The organism is Cytophagia bacterium CHB2 (assembly GCA_030263535.1).
GTDB lineage: Bacteria > Zhuqueibacterota > Zhuqueibacteria > Zhuqueibacterales > Zhuqueibacteraceae > Coneutiohabitans.
This window is the reverse complement of sequence record SZPB01000090.1, coordinates 1-22384: the sequence shown is the minus strand read 5'-3', so window position 1 is coordinate 22384 and position 22384 is coordinate 1. Positions and strand designations below refer to the sequence as shown.

Sequence of the window (22384 nt, the reverse complement as noted above, 5' to 3'; positions counted from 1 at the left end):
TACGGTGGTTACAAAATGAGCGGCTTCGGCGTGGAGAGCGGCATGGCGGCATTCGAGTTCTATTCACTAAGCAAAAGCGTGTGGGTGGATTTGAGTTAAATTCCATCCACGAAGATTATTCCCACTGTCGCGTTTTAACCTCGAATCGCTTCGCAAAGATTATGAACTCCTCTCGCAATCTTGCTACTCGTTCTTCGGCATATCCTGCTCGACTCAAGACGGACGAACGCCCCAAGCTCGACTTACCACCTTCACGATTTGAACAAATCCTGGAATTCTTCTCCGGTCTGGGGGTGCTGGCATTTGGCTTGATGATGCTGCAATTCTGGTTCTCGCTGCCTGAAAAGATCCCTACACACTTCGGCGCTACAGGTGAACCCGATGGCTGGGGCAGCAAATATATGCTTCTTGCACTTTTCTTGTTGGCAGTCGTTCTTTATATCGGATTGACGATTTTGCGTCGCTATCCGCACAAATACAACTATCTCTGGCCAATCACAGCGCAGAATGCCGCCGCGCATTATCGCCTCGCGCGCCAGCTCGTCGGTTTCTTGAAATGCACGATGGTGTGGATGTTCGCTTACATTGCCTGGCAAACGATACAAACAGCGCTCGGCAATGCCACGGGATTGAGCCTCGCCTTTTTGCCCTTTGTGCTGGTGCTGGATTTTGGTACGATCATCTTTTACTTGATTAAAGCTTCTCTCATACGTTAAATCCATCCAAAAATTCGCCACAGCCACATCGACTCTGGGCCTGGCGAGGTTAAACGGTGGCATCGAGTATCTGATTGATATAGAAAGAAAGTTAAGTCCGAAATCAAGACATCAAAGGCATAACATGTTCCCCGAAATTTTCATTCTCTCCGCTGCGCGCACGCCGTGCGGCAAATTTGGCGGCGCATTTACGGAACTGACCGCGCCCGAGTTGGGCGCGTTTGCCGCCAAGGCTGCATTGGAGCGCGCGAAGGTTGCGCCGGATCAGATCAACGAAGTGATCATGGGCAATGCGCGGCCGGCAGGCGTCGGCCCGAACCCCGCACGGCAGATTGCCAAGCGCGCCGGCGTGCCATACGAAATTCCGGCCTACACCGTCAACAAAGCGTGTGGCTCGAGTCTGCGCGCGTTGCTCAATGCCGTGCAAACACTCAAATGCGGCGATGCCGAAGTCCTTCTCGTGGGCGGCGCTGAGAATATGAGTCGCGTGCCGTATTTGCTGATGAAAGCGCGCTGGGGCTATCGCCTCGGCAACGAGAAGCTCGTTGATGGCATGTATCAAGACGGCTTTCTTTGTCCGCTCTGCGGTCAAATCATGGGCGAAACCGCTGAGACCCTCGTTACCCAATACAACATTTCGCGCGAGGAACAAGATCGCTTCGCGATGGAAACGCAGCGTCGTTGCGAGGCGGCGCGCAAATCACATCGCTTTGATGATGAAATCGTTCCTGTTGAGCTCACAACCGGCAAGGGTGAAAAGAAGATCATCACTGCTGACGAACACCCGCGTGACGGCGTAACCCTGGAGTCGCTGGCGAAACTGCCGCCGGTGTTTAAAAAAGACGGCAGCGTGCACGCCGGCAATTCCTCGGGCATGGTGGATGGCGCTGCGGCGCTGGTGCTAGCCACGGAGGATTTTGTAAAAAGAAATAGCTCTCCTGTGTTGGCGCGCATCGTGGGCTATGACACTGCGGGCGTCGATCCGGCGATCATGGGCATCGGGCCGGTGCCGGCGATGCGAGCGCTACTGAAGAAACACAATCTCAAACTCGAAGACATTGATCTCATCGAATTGAATGAAGCATTTGCTGCGCAAGTGCTGGCATGCGATCGCGAGCTGCATTTCGACATGTCGAAATTGAACGTGAATGGCGGCGCCATCGCGCTGGGCCATCCCATCGGCGCGACCGGCGCACGCATCACCGTGACACTCGTGCATGAGATGCTCAAGCGCAAATCGCGTTACGGCATATCGACATTGTGCATCAGCGGCGGGCTGGGGATTGCGTTGCTGGTTGAGAGAGCATAGAATTGGAGTAGTGGAGTATTGGATCGATGAGATTGTTTTCTGCTTCATCACTCCAGCAATCCATTACTCCAATATTCCGTTTTGAGTCATCTTCACGTTGAAAGCGAATCAACGGAATGAACTACCAATTCCTTCAAATTGAGAAACAGGACGCCATCGCCCTCCTCCGCTTCAATCGTCCCGAGCGCCTGAATGCGTTTGATGCGGAGATGGGGCAGGAAATCTGTGCGGCACTACGCGCTTTGCTGGATGACGACGGGGTCCGGGCCGTCATTCTCACCGGTAACGGCAAGGGGTTTTGCGCCGGCGCGGATATTCATTATCTGAGCGAACTGGCTACGGCCAAGGACATTGCGCGTGGCCGTGTGTTGGTAGAATCCGGCAATGAAATCGTCACCATGATTCACGCCGCCGAGAAGCCGGTGATCGCGGCGATCAACGGCCCGGCTGCCGGCGGCGGCGCGGGTCTTACGCTGGCGTGTGATTTTCGTTTGATGGCGCAAAGCGCAAGCCTCGGCTTCACATTCATTCGCATTGGCTTGCATCCCGATCTCGGCTGCACATATTTTTTGCCCCGGCTCACCGGCCCGGCAAAGGCAGCAGAATTGTTGATGAGCGGAGAAATGATTGGCGCCGATGAGGCTTTGAAATTGCATCTCATCAACCACATCATTCCGGATGCGGAATTGCTGCCGGCTGCAATGAAACGGGCTGAATCACTTGCCGAAAAATCGCCATTGGTTCTGCGCCTGCTCAAAAAAGGCTTGCAGCAAAGTCATGGGCAATCTCTCGATGCCATGTTGAAATATGAAGTGTATGCGCAGAGCTTGTGTTTTGAATCGCCGGAGGCGGCTGGAGCTATCGAAAAATTTTTGGCATCGCGTAAGAAATGATCAAACAGAAATAGCAAGGTTTTTTGGACGCAGATTGCCACAGATTCACGCAGATTAAAACTCCGAGCAAATCAGATTTGATCCGTGGCCAAAAATTTCGGTTCCAGCTCATTCGGGTTACGCTTTCGCACAGAATCATTCCGGGAACTTTTGCCCGCCCGCTGTTATTTTGAAGCACACTCCGGAGGTAAACACCATGATCGACTTCTCCCTTTCCGAAGATCAGCAGCAATTCCGCGCCCTGGCGCGCGAATTCGCGCAAAATGAAATCCGCCCCGTAGCCGCGCAATTGGACGAAGATGAAAAATTTCCCGAAGAAGTCTGCCGCAAAGCCTGGGAACTGGGATTGATGAACGTGCATGTGCCCAAAGAATATGGCGGGCTGGGCTTGGGCGTTTTGGAGGAATGTTTAATTTCCGAAGAGATCGGCTGGGGCTGCACCGGCGTGGGCACGACCACGACCTGCAACACACTCGCAATCGCGCCGGTTATTGTTGCCGGCAATGACGATCAGAAAAAAAGATTTCTCGCCCCGCTCACCGAAGAATTCTCGTTCTGTTCTTATGCCGTCACCGAACCCGGCGCAGGCAGCGATGTGCAGGCGATCAAAACCACGGCGAAAAAAATCGGGAATGATTACGTGATCAACGGTCAGAAAATGTGGATCACCAACGCCGGACACGCGCGCTGGTTTTTTGTGATTGCCTACAGCGATCAAAGCAAGGGGTATAAGGGCATCAGCGGCTTCATTGTACCGGCAGACACGCCGGGCGTGAAAATCGGCAAGCACGAACCCAAGCTCGGCCAGCGTTGCTCGGACACGCGCGGCGTTACTTTTGAAGAAGTGAAAATCCCCGCTGCGAATTTGCTCGGTAAAGAAGGCGATGGCTGGAAAGCGGCGATGGCCGCGTTCGATCATTCGCGGCCAGTGGTTGCGTCAATGGCCGTTGGCCTGGCGCGCGCCGCGATGGAGCATGCTGCGAACTATGCCAAAGAAAGAAAGACCTTCGGTGTACCGCTGGCTGCTCACGAGGGCGTGAGTTTCATGATTGCCGACATGGCGCGTGACATTGAAGCCGCGCGTTTGCTCACCTGGCTGGCGGCCTGGACCATCGATCAAGGCAAACGCAACACCCTGCAAGCCGCGTACGCCAAATGCGCCGCTGCCGACACTGCCATGCGCGTGGCCACCGACGCCGTGCAAGTGTTCGGCGGCTATGGCTTCTCGCGCGAGTATCCCGTGGAAAAGCTCATGCGTGACGCAAAGATTTTCCAAATCTATGAAGGCACCAGCCAGATTCAGCGGTTGATCATTGCGAAGGAGATTTTTGAGCGCAGTTAGTATGCTGTTGCCTTCATTAGTTCATTCGGAATGTCATCCAGAAAGGATCTTGTGAAGTAACCTGCAATCTGCCTGCAACTTCACAATATTCTTTCTGGATGACAGCCGTGTGCTGCGCCAAGGTTGAAGATCAAAGCGGAATGCTCAAACAATCATCACTCTTCAATCCTCTATCCTCAATCTGATTCATCATTAATCACTTCTTCTCCTCTTCCAGCCTGCCGGCGCGCTCGGCTTCTCTCGCTGCCGGCCAAGCGCGCGGTTTGCCGGTTTTCTCGTCGATTGGCATCTCGCGTTTGGTACGGCCCACGAACGTTTCATCTTCCGAGGCCAAATAAACCAGCGAAGCCACCAACACGACATTGTTTCTCAAATCGTCAAAAACGAGTTTGTCGTAAGTATCGCGATTGGTGTGCCAGGTGTAGATGCCGTAGTTCCACCGGTTCGCGCCCAGACTAAAACCCGGCGCGCCCAGCGCGACAAAAGCGGCATGATCCGAGCCGCCGCCGGCCGGCATACCGGCAAAATCAAACTTGATATGATCCGTCACCTCGCTCGGCACGCGCGCCAGCCAGCGCGCCAGCGACTCGCCGGCATCGATGTAGCCCGAACCGGACATGCGTTCGATGCGTCCCGTGCCGTTATCCTGATTGAACAACGCTTGCAGCTTTGCCACGATCTCGGGATGATCTTTCACAAACGCGCGAGAGCCGTTCAAGCCCTGCTCTTCACTGCCCCAATGTCCGGCGAGAATGGTGCGCTTGGGATTCGGATAAACTTTTTTAAGAATGCGCATCGCCTCCATCATGAGAATCGTGCCCGAGCCATTGTCGGTCGCGCCCGAGGCGGCATCCCAGGAATCGAAATGTGCGGAGAGCATGACATACTCATCGCTTTTTGCGCCGCCGCGCAATTCGCCGAGCGTATTATATGCCGGCGTTTCGCCGGTGAATTTTGCTTCAGCCACCAGGCGAATGCGGGGATTGGCGCCGTTCTCTGTCAGGCGATAAACCAAGCCATAGTCTTCCAGGCTCAAATCAATCGTGGGGATTTTCTTGGTATTCGCGCCAAAAATTTTGTTCACGCCATAGCCGTTTGACCAGTTCGAAGCGATGAGGCCTGCTGCGCCCGCGGCTTCCAACGCCAGCGCAAGTTTCTTGGCATCGAGGCCGGTTTTTTTGAGGCGCGCCTGCCATTGCGAGCGCAACGTATCACGCTCAACTTTCATTTTATCGAAGGATTCCTTGGTCGCGAATTCTTCCCAATCTTTATCCGGGCGGCCGGTGGGGTGCAGCATCGAAATCAAGACGAATTTGCCCTTGACGTTGGGCAGCCATTGCTGAAACGCCACTGAGTCCGCTGCCTGCGCCAGAATAATTGTTCCTGCCTGAATGCCGTTCTTCGACGTGCCGGGACTCCACGCCAGCATCGTGCCTTCCAGCGTGCGCACGCGCGGCGAGAGCAAATCAATGTGTGTGATGCCGCGCTCCCAGCCGAGCCATTTGCCCCATTGCTCGTTGCGCGCTGCGATGCCCCAACCGGTGTAGGTCGCCACCGCCCAGTCATGCGCCTTTTGCATTTGCGGCGTGCCCGTCAGCCGTGGCCCGATGACATCCAACAACTCGTGCGCCAGCTTTTCCAAGTGTGAATTCTTTTGGGCTTCATGCCAGATTTTTTGCAAGATGCTGTCTTGCGTTGCAAATGTTTGGCTGCGCGCCGGCAGGTTGAGCAACACGAGAATCAACAAGCTTCGCGACAGGAATCGCATATATGCTCCCTTCGTGAAATGAGTTGGGGTATTGGTGAATTTGACGGGTTAAGGCCATTTTTCGCTTTTTCTGAATTTGATTTTCACAAGATTGTACAAACTTTTTGTTCGCAATCCAAAGACTTCTGTTGAGTGGATTTGCGTCTAAAAAAATAAATCCTATATTCGCCCACAGCACGCGAAGCGCCAATCTGCGCTCGAAAATCTAACTTCAGTGTAAAGGAGGAAGAGTATCATGTCCCAACGCATTTTCTGTGCTGCCTTTGCCGTTTTACTTGCGGCCTCAGCTTTCGCGCAAGAAACATCCCGGCCGGTGCATACTTATTCCATCGTTGCGCGTGATCCGGCCACGGGTCACATGGGCGTGGCCGTGCAATCACATTGGTTTTCTGTTGGCTCGCTGGTCACGTGGGCGGAAGCGGGCGTGGGCGCGGTGGCCACGCAATCGTTTATCGATCCCGCCTACGGCCCGCTCGGTTTGCAGTTAATGCGCGCGGGCAAAAACGCAAAGCAAGCGCTGGCCGCGATCATTGCCTCTGATCCCGGTGAGGCGGTGCGGCAAGTGGCCATGATCGACGCACAAGGCAATGTTGCGGCGCACACCGGCAGCAAGTGCATCCCGGCGGCCGGGCATTATGTCGGCGAAAAGTTTTCCGTGCAAGCCAATCTCATGTTGAACGACAAGGTCTGGCCGGCGATGAAGGAGGCGTATCAAAAAACTTCCGGAGATCTTACCGACAAAATGCTGGCGGCGATGGATGCCGCGCAGGCCGTGGGCGGCGACATTCGCGGCAAGCAATCCGCTGCAATTTTGATTGTGAGCGGAACGAGCACCGGCCGGCCGTGGGCCGATCGCGTGATGGAATTGCGCGTCGAAGATCATCCCGAGCCGCTGATGGAATTGCGGCGGCTGGTGCACGTGCATCGCGCTTATCAGCACATGAACGCCGGCGATCTCGCGGTGGAACACAATGACATGGAAAAAGCGCTGGCAGAATACGGCGCCGCGCAAAAAATGATGCCGGACAATCTCGAGATGGCTTATTGGACGGCAACCTCGCTGGTCAACGCCGGCCGCCTGGAGGAATCACTGCCGCTGTTCAAAAAAGTTTTTGCCGGCGATCCAAATTGGGCGGAATTGACACCGCGTTTGCCGGGTGTGGGATTATTGAATGTTGATGAGGCGGGGATGAAGAAGATTCTGGGAGTCGCGCCGAAAGCAAAAAAGTGAACTCATCTCGCATCCGCGTGTGGCTTTCTTACGCAGTCACAAAGGCGGCATCTTATTCCGCAGAGGGTGCCTGCTCCAAATGCACAAGTGTGACAACGGTTTCTTCTTTGGGACTCGAGAGAACGACGCTGGTGCGGGTGTTTTTTACGCCCGGCCAGGATTGAATGCGCGAGAGAAGTTTTTCAAGAGTGGCGGTGGATTGGGTTTTGATTTTCAGGATATGCGAGCCTTCACCGGTGACGGCATGGCATTCAAGAATTTCAGGCTCGGACTGTGAGGAGCCGATAATTTGCGAATAAAAAACCGAGGATTCGGCCATCACAAAGATGAATGCGGTCAAGCCCAGGCCGACTTTCCTGCTGTCAACCACGGCGTTGTAACTGCGAATGACGCCGCGTTCTTCCATTTTGCGCAGCCGCTCGCTCACCGCTGGAATTGAAAGTTTCACATGCTCGGCCAGCTCATTGCGTTTGGTGCGGCCGCGTACTTGCAAAATCTTGAGAATCTTAATGTCTATCTCGTCTAGTTTTTCTGCTGACATGTTGCGTGCCTGATAGGTTACTGTTCCGTTCTTTAAACCGCTAATCAACGCGAAAGGCCGCTAATGCTTTTTAATTCGCGATGATTCGCGTCTATTCGCGGTTGGAGATTGGGAGAGTTATTTAATCGCCGACCCCAAGTAGAACTAATGCAAAATCGATCACGCTGCCAGGGATGAGGTGATTAAATCTTAATGCACATATTTGGGGGCCTGGGCTTGCAACAACGCCGCGATTTTAAGCGCCAACTCGGTGCAATCCGGCGATTTTGCGATGATGGCATCCGCAGCCCACGAACGAAAACTGAATTGAAAAGCGGAATCGGAAGTATTGACCACGATCGGGATCGGCAAGCGCAAAGAAGCGAGCGTGCCGATCAAATCAAAACCGCCCATATCCGGCAGTTGCACATCCGCAACAACCAGGTCGATTTTCTCACACGAAAAAATGGCCAGCGCCTCCCGGGCCGAGTGTGTGCAAACAACGCGATATCCCTGAGATTCCAGTTTTGTTTTGCAATTCAAGCATTGTTCCAAATCTTCATCAACGAGCAACACTGTCGCGGCTTCCGTCCGTGGTGCAGATTTCATCATTCGCGCTCCTGAGGTATAAACCGAATCAACGCACACATCCTTTGTGTGAGAGGTTAAACCATAAATTTGAATGAGATGGCGCGAATATATATTCTTGAAAACATATTGTCAATAAAAATTTCATTTTTTTATTATTTTTAGACAAAAAAACTAATAATTAAAAATTATTCTGGAAATTGATCTTAATATATTCTGTAAATCCCGCTCTTCAATTAACTCAATCGCATCCGGCAGCGATAGCCAACGCCGGTCACGCAAAAAACTCTCTTCCCAAGAATCGAGTACTTGAGTTACCTGCAACAAAAAGACCTTGACATGGCAGACGCCGCCCCACTTTTCATAGGCATACTCGCCGATTTCATCCGGGTGCAGAATGCCAGTCACACCCGCTTCTTCCAGCGCTTCCTTCGCCGCAGATTCGGCCGGTGACAAATCCGGCTCGACAATGCCTTTGGGAATGATCCAGCGTTTACGGCGCCGCGAGGTGATCAACAAAACCTCCACCTCATTCCCGGCAATGCGATAAGGCACAACGCCGGACTGATTGAACAAATAGTTTTTATCAAACAGGCTTGTCATGATGCGCGCGGCGAATTGTTGTCAACAAAATCGTGCTCTATATATCCATTCTTCGCATCAGATGCAAGCGCTGCGTTCGCTGCCGCGCTTGGAAATTTTTAAGCACAGTGCACAAAAAATCACCGTCATATTGAGCAAATATTCCCATTCTAAAAAATCGTGCGGAACTTTACTCAATTTTATCCGTAATTTTGTGCAACTTAGCAGTTGAGATGAGACATCAAACGTGGAGGTTGGGATGTCCTATTCAAAATTTTGGACAGCGCTTATACTGTGCGCGTCTGCAGGACTTGTGCTGGCGCAAGAGAAAGACAAGCCAGCGCCCGGTTATGAGGATTTGGACAACGATTTCAAAATCGACACCGGCTCAACCTTTCGCATGCGCGTGGAAGTTGATGCCGGCAAAGTGCGTGTTTCGCGCGGCCACAGCAAGGACAGGGTGAAAGCGCGCCTGTTTTACGATCGTGAGGAATACGAACACACGTTTCGCTATAATGAAAAACGCAACGCGCTGGAAATCATTCTCGACAAAACCCGCTGGATTGGCAAGCATGACAATCACGAGGCGGGTGAACTGGATCTGGAGTTGCCCACCGGCGGAGACATGGATTTGGATTTCAAAATCAAAGCCGGCGAAATTGAAATGCAACTGGGCGGTTTGAGTCTCGCGGACTTTTCGCTGGAGACCATTGCTGGCGAGGTCAACCTCGATTTTGATGAGCCGAATCAAAGAGAGATGACCAACCTTTTTCTCAACACAAAAATCGGCGAGTCGAATTTTCGGCGATTGGGCAATGCGCGTTTTCGCAATGCCGAAATTGACGGCGGCATCGGCCAGTTGACCATTGATTTCAGCGGCGATTTACTCAAAGATGCGATTGCGAATGTCGATCTCGACATTGGCGAAACCACGATCGTGCTGCCGCGCGAATCCGGCACACGCCTGTCGATTTCAAAATTCATGTTTCTCTCACATTTTGAGCCGCCCCGCGATCTGCGCAAAGATGGCCGGTATTATTATTCCCAAAACTATGATGACGCCAAGCAAAACTTTCAGTTGAGCATTAGTGCGGGCATTGGCGAATGCCGCATCAAACAGGACTAGTTCGCGGCGCCTTGATTTTTAGGAGTGGCTCCTTCGAAGTGTCAGACGAATCTTGTGAAGTACTCGCCAATTTGCCTGCGATATCACAAGATCCTTGCTGGATGACATTCAAAGTTGGATAAATCTTTCAGGGTAACAGTGTACTCGTTCATCGTCAATGTCAAGATATCGCCGCACACATCATCGCAAAATAAAATTGTGCGCCATCGGGCAGTGCTCAACTTGAAATCAAAGACGGCAACCTAAATCCGGAATCGAACCATGAAAACCTCCTTTTCCAAAATCGTATTGTGCGCCCTGGTTTTGCTGCTGGCGGATGGGCAAGCGGGTGAATTGCGTGAGCGTTTTGAGAAAAGCTATGCGCTCGCGCGCGGCGGCAGCTTCACATTGGATAATACCAACGGCGCGGTGCATATTGTCGCATGGGATCGCAACGAAGTAAAGATTGAAGCGGAAAAAGTCGCGCATGCCCGGCGCGAAGAAGATGCGCAGAAACTGCTGGAAGCCACCGAGATTGTCGTGCGACAGGGCAGCAATTCTGTTGATGTAAAAACGCGCACCCCGCGCTCCAAAGACTACGGCGATAGTTTCTGGAGCTGGGTGTTTGGCAGCGGCAACGGCGGCGTCGCGGTGACCTATTGGATTTCAATACCCAAAGACGTCGATGTCAAAATCGAAACCGTCAACGGCCAGATCAATGTGCGCGAGATTTCCGGGCGCATTGAATTGGAAACCACCAATGGCGGTATCGAAGTCGATGAAGCAGAAGGCAGCGTCTCTGCGGCCACCACCAACGGCAAAATTCGCGTCGCGCTGGCAAAGGTCACGCCCTCGGAAACCATGAACTTTGAAACCACCAATGGCGGCATCACGGCGGAATTTCCGAGTGATTTCAGCGCCAACATCTCGGCGCGCACGACAAATGGCAAGGTGAATTGTGAGTTTCCGTTGGTGATGCAAGGCCGCTTCGGACGGAACGAATTGGAAGGAAAAATCGGCAGCGACGGCGGCCGGGTCTACTTGCGCACCACCAACGGCTCAATTTCGATCCTGAAAAGATCCTGACGGCTAACCACAACGAATACGTAAAAAAACGCCCGGGCGCTTGAAGCTTCCGGGCGTTTTAGTTTTATTGTCAAATTCCATCAAAAAACAAACGGCGGAGACGAATATATCGCCTCCGCCGTTCCAGGAAAGGAGGGGTGGATGGAAACTTGATGTTCTTCAGGATTCAGCTTTATTCACAGCTTCTTCTCGCCGTGCGCCAAATCCGCTTACAAGATACATGCCACCACTGCTTTCCTGTTTTATGAAGTTTCACTAACCTGCTAAACTATTAAAAATGGATTTTCCCTGCCATTTCTTTGAATTTTTCGCGCCTCGCGCGTTTACGATTCGCACGCGACGGCAAAAATCGCGCTAGCCGCGTGTGCCGGGCTGAAACAACGCAATTACAAAAATGGCGTTCGCGCGCTTCAATCCTTGCCGGTCTTGGCCACGCCGATATATAAATACCTGTTGAGTAAATTCACATACTCACTCCAGCGGCTTCCCGCAGCCCTTTCTTTTTTGTAAATGCGATCAATGGCGTTCATCTTGGAATCGATTTCATCGGCATAATACAGCAAAAACCCTTCAGGAATCATCGGCACCACCGGTGAGGCTTGCTCCAATGCGCCTTGATGGCTGAGAATCAAATGTTGCAACTTCATCGCCAATTCGTGCGGGAATTCCGGAAACTGCGCGATTTTATTGGCAACCATTTGCGCGCCAATCACAATGTGACCCAGCAGGCGGCCGGCGTCGGTATAATCGAACATCGGGCCTTGATTGTAAGAATCCACCTTGCCGATATCGTGCAACAGCGCGGCCGTCACCAACAAATCGCGATCAACCTGCGGGTAAATTTTGGCAAGGCGGTCACAAATGGCGGCAATATTGAGCGTGTGTTCGAGCAGCCCGCCCAGATAGCCGTGATGCCACTTCTTGCCCGCCGGCACGGCGCAAAAGTCCTTGACAAAGCTCTCCTCAGCAAACATGCGGCGCAACAATGCCAGCAGCGACGGCTGCGCGACGCTTTCGATCATCTTCTGAAAGCGCTGCCAGAGTTGCCCGCGATCCTCCGGTGTTGACGGCACGAGTTGCATGAGATCGACATCGTCATCGTCGCGCGCCGCGCGCATTCTATCGACGCGAATCTGCTTTTGACTCTGATATTCTTCGAGCGTGCCGGCGACCTTGACGATCTGCCCGGCTTCGGCGGTGACGGTTTCAAGATTATCCCACATCACGCCGGACATGTGATTGGTGACGTCGCTTAGCTCCAGCGCCAAGTAAGGCTCTCCGTTTTTCTTCGCCCGGCGCTCTTTTTTGGTGAGCACGAGAAAGGTGGTGAATTGTTCTCCCAACAACAGATCGTTGAGCCTTTTCATGTTTTGCTCCGTTCGGAATGGTTTAAACTGCGGGAAAATTAAAGCAAACTCTGCTTAAAAATGCAAGCACAGAATTACGGAACAGCCCCCGTGCCTTGACAAATGCTCGATTCGTGACTATCTTGCGCCCCAAAAACGTGTGAGCATAGCAATTTGCCGGAGGAAGGAAAATGAGCCAGCGGCTAGCTTCGTACTGGTCGGGCAAAAGTGTTTTGATTACTGGAGCATCTTCGGGTTTGGGCGCGGCTGTTACCGAAGCGCTCGCGCCTTATAACATCAAATTCGGTTTGCTCAGCCGGCGCGCAGCGCCCATGGAAGAGCTGGCCGCCAAACTCGCGCACACCGGCAGCACATTTTGGATTCGCGCCTGCGATGTTCGCGAGCGCGAGCAGGTAGTTGCCGCGGTCAACGCATTTCATCAAAACGCCGGCCGCCTGGATGCAGTCTGGGTCAACAGCGGCGTCAGCCTTGATACTTCGTTTCGGCGCTGGACGTGGGAAAATGCCGATGCCTTGCTCAACACAAATCTGCACGGCGCCATTTACACCACAATTGCAAGCCTGCAAATCATGGCGCCGCAAAAATCTGGAACGATTATCGGCATTGGTTCAGCCGCTTCGATGCGGGGTTTGCCTTATCGCAGCTTGTACAGTCTGAGCAAAATCAGCCTGGCCTATTTTCTCGAAAGCCTGGCCGTCGAGCTGCCGGATATTCAATTCACCATGATTCACCCCGGCTTTGTCGACACGCCGATCAATCGAGGCAATCCCAGACGTTTTTGGTTATTATCCCCGCCTCAAGCCGCGCGGCTGATGATTACCGCCGTTGCCAAGCGAAAGCATCTTTATATCTATCCCTGGCGCATGAGTTTGTTGTATCGGCTCGTACGCATGGCGCCGGTAGCGTTATACGTAAACGCCGCACGCAAATTGATGCACTTGAGTAAACCGGCGCGATAAAGAGCCAACCACGACAACCCGGGAAAGAAGCCAAGCGCTGAGTTGTTGAGTAATTGTTTGCATTTCGTGGCATACTTCACGACATTTGCGCCTGACAACTAGTTCGATCGCAAAGGAGAATTCAAGGATGAAGACTTCCTCACATGCCGGTTGGTCGCGCTGGCTCGACGGCATGTTTTGCCGCGGCATGCAGGCCATTGCCGGCCGCCAGGAGGGAAAATTCCCGCCACGGTTTCTGGATCTTTCAGAACACAACGTTTCTGATCCTCACTTACTTTTCCCTGAGCCGCCTGCGCTGGCAAGCGACGAAATTCGCGGCGCGGCGTGGGAACGGCAAGGCAAGTGCTGGCGCCGTGATTTTACTTTCCCCTCGCCGCTGCCCACCCTGCACCGCAAGAATGATTTTGTTTTTGTGCGAACCTATGCGCCCGAGCGGCAACTGCATCTTCCGGCCGTGATCGTGTTGCATGGTTTGATGAGTATCTCAACCGTTGCCTATCGCCCATTTTTGCGAGCCATCGCCGAGGCTGGGGCCTCGGCATATTTTCTCGAGTTGCCCTATCATCACCGCCGCACGCCTGCGGGTTCGTTTTCCGGCGATTTATTCTACACTGCTGATTTTGAAATGACGTTGCATGCGGTGCGGCAAGCGGTTGCGGATGTTCGCCGCCTGGCGCATTATCTGCGTGAAGCGGAAGCGCCGGTGGTCGGCATTCTTGGTTTCAGCCTGGGCGCGTGGCTCGCTGCGCTGGCTGCCTGTGCTGAGCCGGAACTTGATTTTGCTTTGCTCGCCATGCCTCCGGCCGCGCTCAACGACATTGTTTGGGAATCGCCGCTCGGCGGTCGCATACGCCGCCAATTTGAAAATGCGCAATGGCGACGCGCCGTTACCGCCAAATTTTACCGGCAACTCGACCCGGTGACGTATCATCCGCTGCTGCCCAGAGATCGCATCGAAATTTTTGCGGCAGAACACGATGCCATCATCGCGCTCAAAAACGTGCTCGCCTTGCAAAACGCCTGGGCGATCCCGCGCCTACACCAATATCCTGCCGGGCATATTTCAATCATGCTTTCCTCCGCCTTCAAAGCTGATGCTACCAGCGCCGTTCAGCGGCAGCTTGCCGGCGGGCGCGCCCTCGCCGGGCCAGTCACGGTCGTGCCGGAGGAATCATTGCGCATCATCTCGCCGGCCCCGGTCAGCACACAGGGCTATCGCTCTCCCACCAATTGATGTGAGCGCGGGCGGCCAAGCGCGCCTTCGCAAAAGCGGGCTTGCGTGTTTGCGAGGAATTTTTATTTTGCATCGTGCAGGCGCAACCCACGAATGTCTCGCTCACTCGCGGCCGCATGAGGAAAACGCAATGTTCTTATTCGATTCCCACCTTCATTTTTTCTCGCATGATTTTTTTTCTGCATTGGTTCGTCAAAAAGATCCGCTCGCGAATATCGATGCAGAGCTGAGTCAGCTTGCGGCGCGCGCCCAGATCGAACTGCCGGCCCGCAAAGCCGGGGCCCATCTCAAGCGCTGGCAGGAAGAGTTGAACCGGCATGGCGTCGATCGCGCGGTTCTCTTCGCCAGTTTGCCGGAAGAAATCGTGGCAGTGGCGGAAGCGTTGCAACTTGCCAATGGCCGGTTTGCGGGTTATTTCCTGATCCATCCCAAAAACAAGGGCAGCGTGGCGCTGGTGCACAAACTGAGCGAGCAATTGGGGTATCGCGGCGTCATGCTCTTTCCCGCGCTGCACCATTATCACGTTTATGATGAAGCGCTGCTGCCGTTTTTTGAAGCTGTTGCCGAACGCCGCTTGCATGTGTTTGTGCATTTCGGAATTTTGCAGGTCAAGCTGCGCGACCTTATCGGCCTGCCGCGCATCTATGACAGCCGTTTTGCGATGCCCCTCGATCTGCAGCCCGCGGCCAATCGCTTCCGGCAAACGCATTTCATCATCCCGCATTTTGGCTGCGGCTTTTTCCGGGAAACGCTGATGCTGGGCGCGCAATGCGATAATGTCTTTGTCGACACCTCCAGCTCGAATGATTGGATGGCAACGCAACCGGAAAAACTCACGCTCGCCGAGGTGTTTCATCGCACCCGCGCGGTGTTTGGCGCGGAGCGCATGTTGTTCGGCACGGATTCCGGTGTGTTCCCGCGCGGCTGGCGCAAAGAGATTTTTGACGCGCAACATGAGGCGATGAGCCAGGCCGGATTTTCCGCCGCGGCGATGGAACTGGTTCTGGGTCAAAATATGCGGCGCTTGCTGGAGTCGTGAGATGGAACGAAGCCTGCGCGATGAAATGGCGGAGGCGCGCGCTGTCCAAGCCGGGGGCAATATCGGTCGGGCGCGCACCTGCGCGCGGCGCGCGGCCGGCATGGCGCTGCGCGACGCTCTTGGCATTGGTCCGGGTCTGCAAACCTATGCCTCGACTTTTATCGAGGGCTTGCGCAAATTGTCACAAGATGACAATTATCCCAGCAAGGTTCGCGACGCGGCCGCACGACTTACCGACCGCTCGAAGCCGGATCGGACCAGCGCCTCTGCAAATCCGGTGCGGGATGCAGAAATCATCATACAACATTTTGGCCTCGATCTGTTTTGTTGATGCTGGTTCATTCTCAGCGTGAATAGTCAAGGGAAATTTTCATCCGTTTTTGTCGCATGAACCGCCGACGGCCCCGGCAACCCACCTCCTGCTCGCATAACCCGTCATACGATTCGGATACACGTTTTATTGTCACAGCGAAAGACTTTTGTCAATGGCATCATTCAAAAAAATCTGGCAGCGCCCGCGCCTCGGCCTGGCGCTGGGCGGCGGCGGCGCACGCGGCCTGGCGCATATCGGCGTGCTCAAAGTTTTCGAAGAGCATCACATTCCGGTGGACATGGTTGCCGGCACCAGCATCGGCGCGGTGGTGGGCGCAACCTATGCGCTGCATCCGCAAACCAGCAGGGTGGAAAAACGCGCGCTCGAATTCATTTACAGCGAGGAATTCAAAGAAAGCGGCCTCGATCTCTTCAAAAAAAAGAATGCCGCGGAAAATTTCTTTGCGCAAGTCGCAACACACGTGAGAGAGCGCATTGTGATTAATCTCGCGCACAGCCGGCCCTCGCTGGTTGGCGGCTGGCGCATTACCAAGGCGGTTAATTTTATTTTGGATGATAAAAATTTCGAAGACACGCAAATTCCCTTTGCTTGTGTTGCGACAGATTTGACCACCGGCGAAGAAATCGTATTTCGTGAAGGCCATATTCGCCAGGCGGTGCAGGCGAGCATGTCGATCCCCGGCTTTTTACCGCCGGTAAATCTTCACGGTTATCAAATGGTGGATGGCGCGGTCGTCGCGCCGGTGCCGATTCTGGCGTGCCGGGAGTTGGGCGCGGATATCGTGATCGCCGTGGATGTCGGGCAAACCCTGGATAATTTGCCGGAGTTTGAAAATGTCGTGGACATCATCTTTCGCACCAGCACGATCACCAATCGGCGCTTCAATCACATGCTGCTGCAACTGGCCGATCTCGCCATTCGACCGAATGTTGGCCACGTGCATTGGGCCGAATTCCGCAAAATTCGTGAATTAATCAACGAAGGCGAACGCACGGCCAATGCTATGCTTCCCGCGATTCAACGCCTGCTGCGGCAGAAAACGAGATGGTGGCAACGGAAGAGCTGAGGGCAGTCGCGCAAAACAATTTTGAGCCACTGACAAAGAGGCTGGACAATCGCCCCCAACGACCTTTTTAGATTTCATCCCGCTCGACATGTGCTTTCTCAGATGATCAGAAGCCCGGCGGTGACAATTTTGTCAAGCCTTCATGCAACAGTGATTTCTGCTGAATCTTGCGCGTTAGTGGTTATGCACGCCCTCTCCTGTCACGTCAAAAATTTATTACATCCCAAAATTCCCCGTTGTTTTTCATCCAGAAATGATTAGAGTATTCCCTCGTTTAATGGTTCCATATGGCATATGCTTTGCCCTGTCTGGACTTAACTTATGAACACGCTGTTTCACATTTGTCAGTTTTATAATTGATTACGAATACGTTATCTCAGCAATTATGAACTTAAGCAATAACCGAAATTGTCTCACAACGTTGCAATTGCCTCTCGGCAAGACAAATTTTTGAAGGAGTTGAGGCCATGAAGCAATCCTTTGTTCACTCTCTCAGCCGCTTGCTTGCAGCAGCCCTGCTGTTCGCGTTGCCGGCGCTTGCCGCCGAGAATCAGGAACTCGAACGGGCGAAATCGCATTTCCGCGCCGGCCGCATTGACGAGGCCGTCGCGCTGCTCGAAAAACTGATCTCCACCTCCACACTTTCGAAGCCGGATCGTGTGGAAGCGTGGGAATTTCTCGCGTTCTGCAACGTTGCCAAACAAAACGAGGAGCGCGTGCAAACCAGCTTTGCCGAAATTCTCAAGCTCGACGCGGCATATGAGCCGCGTGATGCGTATTTGAGCCATCCTGCGGTCATGCGCGGCTGGGCCACGGCGCGCAAAGAAGTGTTGGGCAATTATTGGCAACTGACCTCGGAAGCCGGCATCAAAACCGTTGCGATTCTGGATTTCGACAACAACTCGATCAACGACGCGGACAAGCTCGCCAATCTCGGCAAGGGCCTGGCGGATATCGTGATCACCGATCTTGCGGCGCTGACCAAACTCAAAGTCGTGGAGCGTGAGCGCATTCAATTCATCACCGAAGAAATCCAGCGCAGCGAGGCGACGGTGCAAGGCCAGCCGCTGGTCAATCCAGAATTCGCCGTGCGCCTGGGCAAGCTGCTCGGCGCGCAATCGGTTCTCATCGGCAGCTATATGAAAATCGATAAGAAATTGCGCATTGATGTCCGCCTGGTGAAAACCGAAACCAGTGAGATCATCAAAACCGATCATGTCGAAGGCTCGCCTGCTGAAGTGTTAAATTTGGCGAAGAAACTCGCAATCAAAATCAGCGAAAATCTTGAAGTGGCCGTCAACAAAGTCGATGAAGAACGCATTGACCGCCTGCAACAGAAGGAAATTCCGCTGGAAGCGGCGATGGCCTATTCGGAGGCGCTGAACATGCTCGATCAAGAACGCTACCACGATGCGCGCACGATGCTGGCCAGGGCCTTGAAATTGGCGCCTTCGTTCAAGATGGCGCAAGACAAGCTTATGCTCTTGCACACATTTCAAAAAAGCTAAAACAGGATGATGGTGACCTCAGGCGATTGGCTGGCAATGACTTTAAACAGGGCAAAACAGTTGATGCGATTCACGGGCAGGCGCCGCGCGCTGGCCGCGGTTCTAATGTTCAGCGCGATTTTGCTCTTAGGCTGCGGCGATGCGCATTTCCGCAAAGGCCGCAGCGCGTTGCAGCGCGGCGATTATGCGTACGCCGTCGAGGAACTGTTCCAGGCCGCGCAAAAGGATACGCGTAATGCTGTTCATCTGCGCGAGTTGGGCATTGCCTTGTTTTACATGCGCGATTTCGAACGCGCTGCCGCAGTGTTGCAACGTGCCAATCGGTTGAATCCGGGCGACGGCAGAACCCTGTTCTTTCTCGGCTATTGCCAGGAGCAACAAGGCAACTATGCGGAAGCCATCGCGGCATACGGTGAATATCGCCGCCAGCCGTTTTTTGACGCCATGAGCAAGCAATTGCAAAGCCGCATCAGCCGGCTGTCACTGAAACTGGCAGAATTGGAAATCGAGAAAGCGTTGCATGACGAGAGAACGCGCAGCCTGGCCAAGCCGCCCTCCAACACCGTTGCTGTGTTGTATTTCCGCAATGTTTCAGAACGCGCGGAATGGAATGCCCTGCTCAAGGGCCTGGCCGCGATTCTGACAACGGACCTCGGCAAAGTAAAAAGCCTGCGCCTGGTCGAGCGTACGAAAATGGAAGTTTTGCTGAATGAGATTTCAGCTTCCACCTCCCAGCTTTATGACAGTTTCACCGCGCCGCGCGCGGGACGAGTTTTGGGCGCCGATCGTGTAGTGATTGGCGGCGCAACGGCTCTGGGCACTTCAAGCTTGCAATTGGATGCCGGCATCATCCAATCCTCAACCAGCGAACTGGTGGCGAAAACCGTGCGCACCAGCGGGCGTTTGAGCGATATTCTGCAACTTGAAAAACAGCTCGCCTTTGCGCTCATCCAACAACGTGGCATTTTGCCGCGGGCTTGATTTTGCCGATAGTCTCAAGATTCCGCAAGCGCAATCCGCATTCACCGAAGCGCTGCGTATCGATCCTAATTTTCAAGAGGCGCAGCAAGAGTTGGATGCCATTGCCACGCCGCTGATAAGTCAAGCGCAACTGCTGCAACTCGCGGAGATCGATCCGCAGGAGGCCTTGAATCAACAGCTTTTACAGGCCACGACGAATGTTTTGCAGAGTCCACCGAGCCTGGCGGCGCCGCTGATTCCGCCGGCAAGCACCGGCACGATTGTGGTGACGGGGAAGATTCCCAACTGACACCGCGAACCTGAAGTGGAAGTTTTACCGTGTGTCGCATTTTTTAAAATCATTTGCGGGGTGAGCAAATGGGCAAGAACCGCAGCACACAGAAACTCTGCGCCTGCGTGCTACTGATGCTCTCGAGTTTGAGTTTGTTGCAGCAAAGAACGATGGCACAACAGAGCCAACCCAACCCGGCGGCCTCGTTTTTTCCTCTGCAAATCGGGAACACGTGGGTGATGTGGGGCACAGCCGGACCGGATGCAGATTATTACAAAACGTATGTTGTCAGCGACACGGTTCGGCGGCAAAATCAGCTTTATTATGTTGTCAATTTATCCGGACCGAGATACTTTCGCGAAGATTCACTGGGAGGATTTTATGAATACCGCGATAGTTGTGAAGTCCTTCTGATGGATTTTTCGAAAAGTTCTCCGGATACGATGACGCGAACGGCATGTTTTCAAGGTTATACCATACGGCTCTACCGAAAGGCCGTTGTCACCTTCACGGGTGAGCCCGGAGATCAGTTGGAGTTTGTTTTCGATTATAGTCTTCCCGTTGTGGATGAAGAACAATGGCTCACGCTGGAGGAGGGCGTTGGTCCGGTTGCTTATCGCCCCCAGTTCGATATTTATGAATATGTGCGCGCGGTAAAGATTAACGGCCGTGTTTTCGGCGATACGACTTTGATCACAAGCGTTAACGATAAGGATTTTTCTCAAATGAACTCTTATCACCTGCACCAAAATTATCCGAATCCGTTCAACACCTCGACGGTTATCAGTTTTGATCTGAACCGACCCGAGCCGGTGACATGCGAGATTTACACACTAGCAGGCCGGAAAGTGCGCAGCATTTTCCAGAATATTCCGGCAAGCGGGCGTCATTTGTTAACCTGGGATGGCCGGGACGATGCCGGACGCGATTTGCCTTCCGGAATCTATTTCTACCGGCTTATCACTGACGAGTTTCTACAACATAAAAAAATGGTTCTGGTTAGATAGTATCCAACACCAACCGGTCGCTCACGCAACTTGGCACTGTTAAGAATCTGGCATGAGAGCGGCCGGCAAATTGATTTGCATGCACGTTCGCATAAAAAAGAGCCAGATTGATGAGAGCACCTCTCAAAAAAATTAAAACGCAGTTGTTCTGTAGACACGCCGCACTTTTGTTGGGCTATTGCTTACTCATCTCGCCCGGCCTCCTTGCCCAGCCGAATCCACAAACGCACGGCGCACCGCGCTTCGAATATCAACCTGAAATTTTTTCCTTCACGCAAGGCGTTTCATTTTTGTCGTGGGAATTAAAGTCCGGCGGACAGACGCAACAGATTCACCAGGCCTATTTGCCAACAGCGCTCAGTTTTCCGGTTTTTGCGCATACCAATTTCACCCTGGGCACAGCCGGGAGTTTTGCACGCGAGGGGGCGGCGCCGGCGCGTGAGTTCAACGGGCTGAGCGATGTTCGCATGCGTCTCTCGCACAGTTTCAGCGCGGCCAAATGGTTTGTGGGCGCGGGCGTGAATTTGCCCACGGGCAAAAACAAGCTCAATGCCGAGGAAAATGCCGTGGTGAATGTGCTCAACGAGAATGTGCTGGGTTTTCCGTTACAACGTTACGGCGCCGGGCTTGACCTCGAATTGTCGCTCGCGCGTACCTTCAATCTGAGTGATCAACTCGGCATGGGCTGGGGCGCGACGCTGGTGGTTCCCGGCCAATTTGAATTTCGCGAAGAAAGCGCAACCACATATCAGCCCGGGGCGCGCTGTGTCGCCACTCTGATACTCAATCGCATCAACCCCGTGTTGGCATGGCGGATAAGCCTGCTGGGGCAGTATTTCGCGTATGACCAGCTTGCCGGAGAAAAATTTTTCCAGCAAGGCTGGCAATTCGAGCCGGGTGCCAGCCTCGAGTGGGAATTCACGCGAGAATGGCGCATGCAGCTTGCGTTCACGCATATTTGGAAAGATGACAACAAATTCGTTGCGGCTAATACCGCTCTCTTGCCGGCCGAGCATTATTATCTCGACAATACTAGCTATGCCAAAATCGCCTTGCAGCGCAGTTTCAAGAGCCGCACACAAGCAGGCGCCTATCTGCACGCCAATCATTTTGGCAAGAGCAGCGTGCAACAGCTCAGCCGCGCCAGCGTCGTGCGCGCCGGCGCGCAGATGTTGGTGAAACTTTCCGAGCATGCCATGATCGGCGCAAGCGCGGATTATGCCACGGGCAGCGCCCAGAATGCTCAAGGCGGCGATATTGATTTGCGCGGTTATGGTTTGGGCTTGTGGCTCAAAACTCAGCTTTAAATTGAAACTAGAGCCAGTGCATTGCTACAGATCTTATTTCCGTATCTGTCAACATTACAGCGTTTTTTAAAAGCGTGTACAGGATTCGTAGCCCTGCCCCCTTGTGGGGCATTGTTGCAACCGCGAATTTCATGGCTTCAACAGCCGCCCACAAGGGGCGGGGACTACAAA

21 protein-coding genes are annotated in these 22384 nt (G+C 53.5%); 16 read left to right on the top strand and 5 right to left on the bottom strand.

Translation table 11 applies throughout. The annotated features are described in order from the left end of the window. From FBQ85_10985 to FBQ85_10970, 4 genes are all read left to right on the top strand, one after another. A partial coding sequence (locus FBQ85_10985) for a DUF1648 domain-containing protein (GenBank protein MDL1875676.1) occupies positions 1-716 on the top strand: 716 nt, incomplete at its 5' end. A 124-nt stretch (positions 717-840) separates the two neighbouring features. Continuing rightward, positions 841-2025, top strand: a complete 1185-nt coding sequence (locus tag FBQ85_10980) for an acetyl-CoA C-acetyltransferase (GenBank protein MDL1875675.1) — start codon at positions 841-843, stop codon at positions 2023-2025. 116 nt (positions 2026-2141) lie between these two features. Then, positions 2142-2918: an enoyl-CoA hydratase/isomerase family protein gene (locus tag FBQ85_10975; protein MDL1875674.1), complete on the top strand. Its 777-nt coding sequence runs from the start codon at positions 2142-2144 to the stop codon at positions 2916-2918. Positions 2919-3114: 196 nt separating this feature from the next. Next, positions 3115-4260 (top strand): acyl-CoA dehydrogenase, encoded by a 1146-nt coding sequence (locus FBQ85_10970; GenBank protein MDL1875673.1) that lies wholly within the window; start codon positions 3115-3117, stop codon positions 4258-4260. A 196-nt stretch (positions 4261-4456) separates the two neighbouring features. Here FBQ85_10970 and FBQ85_10965 read toward each other — a convergent pair whose 3' ends face one another. Then, complete coding sequence (locus tag FBQ85_10965) at positions 4457-6028, bottom strand: M20/M25/M40 family metallo-hydrolase (protein ID MDL1875672.1); 1572 nt, start codon at positions 6026-6028, stop codon at positions 4457-4459. A gap of 235 nt (positions 6029-6263) precedes the next feature. Here FBQ85_10965 and FBQ85_10960 point away from each other — a divergent pair, with 235 nt between their 5' ends. After that, positions 6264-7259, top strand: coding sequence for a DUF1028 domain-containing protein (locus FBQ85_10960; GenBank protein MDL1875671.1), 996 nt, complete (start codon positions 6264-6266; stop codon positions 7257-7259). A gap of 52 nt (positions 7260-7311) precedes the next feature. On the opposite strand, the gene FBQ85_10955 is transcribed toward FBQ85_10960, so the two are convergent. From FBQ85_10955 to FBQ85_10945, 3 genes are all read right to left on the bottom strand, one after another. Then, entirely contained in the window at positions 7312-7800 is a 489-nt protein-coding gene (locus FBQ85_10955; GenBank protein MDL1875670.1) for an Lrp/AsnC family transcriptional regulator, read from the bottom strand. A gap of 189 nt (positions 7801-7989) precedes the next feature. Then, entirely contained in the window at positions 7990-8391 is a 402-nt protein-coding gene (locus FBQ85_10950; GenBank protein ID MDL1875669.1) for a response regulator, read from the bottom strand. 150 nt (positions 8392-8541) lie between these two features. After that, the gene (locus FBQ85_10945; protein ID MDL1875668.1) at positions 8542-8970 is read right to left on the bottom strand and encodes an NUDIX hydrolase; all 429 of its coding nucleotides are present in this window, start codon (positions 8968-8970) and stop codon (positions 8542-8544) included. Between the two features lie 238 nt (positions 8971-9208). On the opposite strand from FBQ85_10945, the gene FBQ85_10940 reads away from it, so the two are divergent. Together FBQ85_10940 and FBQ85_10935 are read left to right on the top strand one after the other, a co-directional pair. Next, positions 9209-10075 carry a hypothetical protein gene (locus FBQ85_10940; protein ID MDL1875667.1) on the top strand — a complete coding sequence of 289 codons (867 nt, stop codon included), beginning with the start codon at positions 9209-9211 and terminating at the stop codon, positions 10073-10075. 261 nt (positions 10076-10336) lie between these two features. Continuing rightward, positions 10337-11140, top strand: coding sequence for a DUF4097 domain-containing protein (locus FBQ85_10935; GenBank protein MDL1875666.1), 804 nt, complete (start codon positions 10337-10339; stop codon positions 11138-11140). A 410-nt stretch (positions 11141-11550) separates the two neighbouring features. Here the strand turns inward: FBQ85_10935 and FBQ85_10930 are convergent, their stop codons facing one another. Further along, entirely contained in the window at positions 11551-12507 is a 957-nt protein-coding gene (locus tag FBQ85_10930; protein ID MDL1875665.1) for an HD domain-containing protein, read from the bottom strand. A 170-nt stretch (positions 12508-12677) separates the two neighbouring features. Here FBQ85_10930 and FBQ85_10925 point away from each other — a divergent pair, with 170 nt between their 5' ends. The 9 genes from FBQ85_10925 (at position 12678) to FBQ85_10885 (ending at position 22213) form a co-directional block, all read left to right on the top strand. Further along, the gene (locus tag FBQ85_10925) at positions 12678-13466 is read left to right on the top strand and encodes an SDR family NAD(P)-dependent oxidoreductase (GenBank protein ID MDL1875664.1); all 789 of its coding nucleotides are present in this window, start codon (positions 12678-12680) and stop codon (positions 13464-13466) included. A 977-nt stretch (positions 13467-14443) separates the two neighbouring features. Beyond that, entirely contained in the window at positions 14444-15739 is a 1296-nt protein-coding gene (locus tag FBQ85_10920; protein MDL1875663.1) for a hypothetical protein, read from the top strand. Between the two features lies 1 nt (position 15740). Next, on the top strand, positions 15741-16070 hold the full coding sequence (locus FBQ85_10915; protein MDL1875662.1) for a hypothetical protein: 330 nt from the start codon (positions 15741-15743) through the stop codon (positions 16068-16070). Positions 16071-16224: 154 nt separating this feature from the next. Then, positions 16225-17139 (top strand): hypothetical protein, encoded by a 915-nt coding sequence (locus FBQ85_10910; GenBank protein ID MDL1875661.1) that lies wholly within the window; start codon positions 16225-16227, stop codon positions 17137-17139. A 467-nt stretch (positions 17140-17606) separates the two neighbouring features. After that, entirely contained in the window at positions 17607-18647 is a 1041-nt protein-coding gene (locus tag FBQ85_10905) for a hypothetical protein (GenBank protein MDL1875660.1), read from the top strand. 6 nt (positions 18648-18653) lie between these two features. Continuing rightward, on the top strand, positions 18654-19628 hold the full coding sequence (locus tag FBQ85_10900) for a tetratricopeptide repeat protein (GenBank protein MDL1875659.1): 975 nt from the start codon (positions 18654-18656) through the stop codon (positions 19626-19628). Continuing rightward, the gene (locus FBQ85_10895; GenBank protein MDL1875658.1) at positions 19606-19917 is read left to right on the top strand and encodes a hypothetical protein; all 312 of its coding nucleotides are present in this window, start codon (positions 19606-19608) and stop codon (positions 19915-19917) included. Before FBQ85_10900 ends, FBQ85_10895 begins: the two co-directional genes overlap by 23 nt. 68 nt (positions 19918-19985) lie before the next feature. Then, a complete protein-coding gene (locus tag FBQ85_10890; GenBank protein ID MDL1875657.1) occupies positions 19986-20906 on the top strand; it encodes a T9SS type A sorting domain-containing protein in 921 nt (306 codons plus the stop codon). A gap of 110 nt (positions 20907-21016) precedes the next feature. Then, positions 21017-22213 carry a hypothetical protein gene (locus FBQ85_10885; protein MDL1875656.1) on the top strand — a complete coding sequence of 399 codons (1197 nt, stop codon included), beginning with the start codon at positions 21017-21019 and terminating at the stop codon, positions 22211-22213. Positions 22214-22384: the final 171 nt, after the last annotated feature.

Coding starts and splice junctions, on each gene's coding strand:
- FBQ85_10940 (MDL1875667.1), top strand. CDS start 9,209: ATGTCCTATTCAAAATTTTGGACAGCGCTTATACTGTGCGCGTCTGCA.
- FBQ85_10920 (MDL1875663.1), top strand. CDS start 14,444: ATGCCATCATCGCGCTCAAAAACGTGCTCGCCTTGCAAAACGCCTGGG.
- FBQ85_10935 (MDL1875666.1), top strand. CDS start 10,337: ATGAAAACCTCCTTTTCCAAAATCGTATTGTGCGCCCTGGTTTTGCTG.
- FBQ85_10945 (MDL1875668.1), bottom strand. CDS start 8,970: ATGACAAGCCTGTTTGATAAAAACTATTTGTTCAATCAGTCCGGCGTT.
- FBQ85_10910 (MDL1875661.1), top strand. CDS start 16,225: ATGGCATCATTCAAAAAAATCTGGCAGCGCCCGCGCCTCGGCCTGGCG.
- FBQ85_10925 (MDL1875664.1), top strand. CDS start 12,678: ATGAGCCAGCGGCTAGCTTCGTACTGGTCGGGCAAAAGTGTTTTGATT.
- FBQ85_10965 (MDL1875672.1), bottom strand. CDS start 6,028: ATGCGATTCCTGTCGCGAAGCTTGTTGATTCTCGTGTTGCTCAACCTG.
- FBQ85_10955 (MDL1875670.1), bottom strand. CDS start 7,800: ATGTCAGCAGAAAAACTAGACGAGATAGACATTAAGATTCTCAAGATT.
- FBQ85_10890 (MDL1875657.1), top strand. CDS start 19,986: ATGGGCAAGAACCGCAGCACACAGAAACTCTGCGCCTGCGTGCTACTG.
- FBQ85_10900 (MDL1875659.1), top strand. CDS start 18,654: ATGATGGTGACCTCAGGCGATTGGCTGGCAATGACTTTAAACAGGGCA.
- FBQ85_10915 (MDL1875662.1), top strand. CDS start 15,741: ATGGAACGAAGCCTGCGCGATGAAATGGCGGAGGCGCGCGCTGTCCAA.
- FBQ85_10950 (MDL1875669.1), bottom strand. CDS start 8,391: ATGATGAAATCTGCACCACGGACGGAAGCCGCGACAGTGTTGCTCGTT.
- FBQ85_10905 (MDL1875660.1), top strand. CDS start 17,607: ATGAAGCAATCCTTTGTTCACTCTCTCAGCCGCTTGCTTGCAGCAGCC.
- FBQ85_10930 (MDL1875665.1), bottom strand. CDS start 12,507: ATGAAAAGGCTCAACGATCTGTTGTTGGGAGAACAATTCACCACCTTT.
- FBQ85_10980 (MDL1875675.1), top strand. CDS start 841: ATGTTCCCCGAAATTTTCATTCTCTCCGCTGCGCGCACGCCGTGCGGC.
- FBQ85_10960 (MDL1875671.1), top strand. CDS start 6,264: ATGTCCCAACGCATTTTCTGTGCTGCCTTTGCCGTTTTACTTGCGGCC.
- FBQ85_10975 (MDL1875674.1), top strand. CDS start 2,142: ATGAACTACCAATTCCTTCAAATTGAGAAACAGGACGCCATCGCCCTC.
- FBQ85_10885 (MDL1875656.1), top strand. CDS start 21,017: ATGAGAGCACCTCTCAAAAAAATTAAAACGCAGTTGTTCTGTAGACAC.
- FBQ85_10970 (MDL1875673.1), top strand. CDS start 3,115: ATGATCGACTTCTCCCTTTCCGAAGATCAGCAGCAATTCCGCGCCCTG.